Annotated in this window: 2 protein-coding genes; both read left to right on the top strand. The window is 71.0% G+C overall.

What is annotated here, in order from left to right:
• The coding region (locus AB0O29_RS35795) for a hypothetical protein (protein ID WP_365160583.1) at nt 1–1,183 on the top strand (1,183 nt) is incomplete at its 5' end.
• A 78-nt stretch (nt 1,184–1,261) separates the two neighbouring features.
• The coding region (locus AB0O29_RS35790) for a hypothetical protein (RefSeq protein ID WP_365160581.1) at nt 1,262–1,546 on the top strand (285 nt) is incomplete at its 3' end.

Genomic DNA, 1,546 nt, shown 5'->3' with positions numbered 1-1,546 from the left:
CGCCGCCGTCCAGCGCGCACTGGACGCGGCGGCCGCGGCGGGCGGCGGCACCGTGTACTTCCCCGTCGGGAAGTACCTGGTCAAGCCCGCGGCCGGGATACCCGCGCTCGCCGTCAAGGCCGATGGCATCCGGCTGGCGGGCGCCGGGGCGAAGGCGTCCATGCTGGTCAAGGGAGGCGACGGCATCCTGCTCCGGATGTCCGGCACGGGAGCCGCCTATTCCACCGGCGCCACCCACCGCCGCTACTGCTCCGTCGAGAACCTCGGCTTCAACGGCAACGGCAAGACCGGCCTGCTGCTGGAGCTGTACTACAACAACAACTCCTACTTCCGCGACGTCTTCATGACCTCGAACAAGGACATGTGCGTCGACGCCGTGGAGTTCTGGGACTCCCGCTTCTACAACCTGGTCATCGAGGACTGCACCGGCACCGCCGGCAGCACGACCCAGCCCAACATCTGGCTGCGCAACGCCTCCTCGGCCACCGAGGGCGCCTGGGGCCACAGCAAGGACAACATCAACCAGATCCACTTCATCGGCTGCCGCCTGGAGGCCTTCGGCACCGGCGCGCTGTGGATCGGCCAGGGCGCCGTCACCACCAACAACCCCAACGGCGTCTACCTCACGGACTGCAAGTTCGAGACCTCCCGCATGCAGGGCGGCCCGCACCTGAAGACCGACGCCGGCTGCCGGCACGTCTACGCCACCAACATCTACTGCTACGCGGGCGACTTCGCGGAGGGCACCCCGGCCACCGCGCGGAACATCATCAGCTGGGCGGCGAGCGCCAGCGCGCTGGAGAACGTGGTCATCGCCAACCGGGACAAGGCCACCGTCAACGCGGGCGTCGCCCTCTACTCGGGCCCGGGCTCCACCGCGGTGCTGCGCAACGTCGTCGGCCTCTACACCACCGCGCCGACCGGCACCCACATCTACTACGAGCAGTCCTCCACCGGCGACTTCCGGGTGGAGAACAGCTACGGCACCACCGGAGCCCAGGCGACCGGCACGATCCCCGTCAAGAACGCCCCGAACCCGCCGCTGCGGCTGGTTCCGGGCCCGGTCACCGACGCCTCCTTCACCCGCCAGCCCCTCGACGGCACCCTCGCCGTGGACTCCGCCAACAAGCGGCTGTACGTCCGCGTCGGCGGCCAGTGGCTCTGGTCGGCGCTCAACGCGTAGCCCCCGTGCGGGGGGCGGCACGGCGTTTCGCCGCCGGGGGAGGGGTGGTCCGGGCGGTGGGCTGATAGGAGGGGTTGTGTGAGCCAACCTCCCGCCGAGCCTCCCGCCGGTCCTCCCGGCAGCCCTTCGGACCGGCCCGCGGGCGTGCTCGGTGTGGTGCGCCGGGTGGCCCGCCGGATCGACTCATGGCTGAGCAAGCCGTCTCGCGCGGTCCTCCTGGGCGCGGACGACCTCGTGGTCAGGGCGCCGCTGGAGGACGAGGTGTGGCCCGCCGGTAGCGAGCAGGTCGTCGCCTGGTTCGTCACCGGCCCGGTCGGTCCGGTCGACATCCACCTCGTGCAGCGCGAGGGGGTGTCGACCGTG

The sequence above is a fragment of the Streptomyces sp. NPDC089915 genome (genome assembly GCF_040684675.1).
In the GTDB taxonomy this organism is placed as follows: Bacteria; Actinomycetota; Actinomycetes; order Streptomycetales; family Streptomycetaceae; genus Streptomyces.
This window is presented reverse-complemented; position numbering and strand designations above follow the sequence as displayed.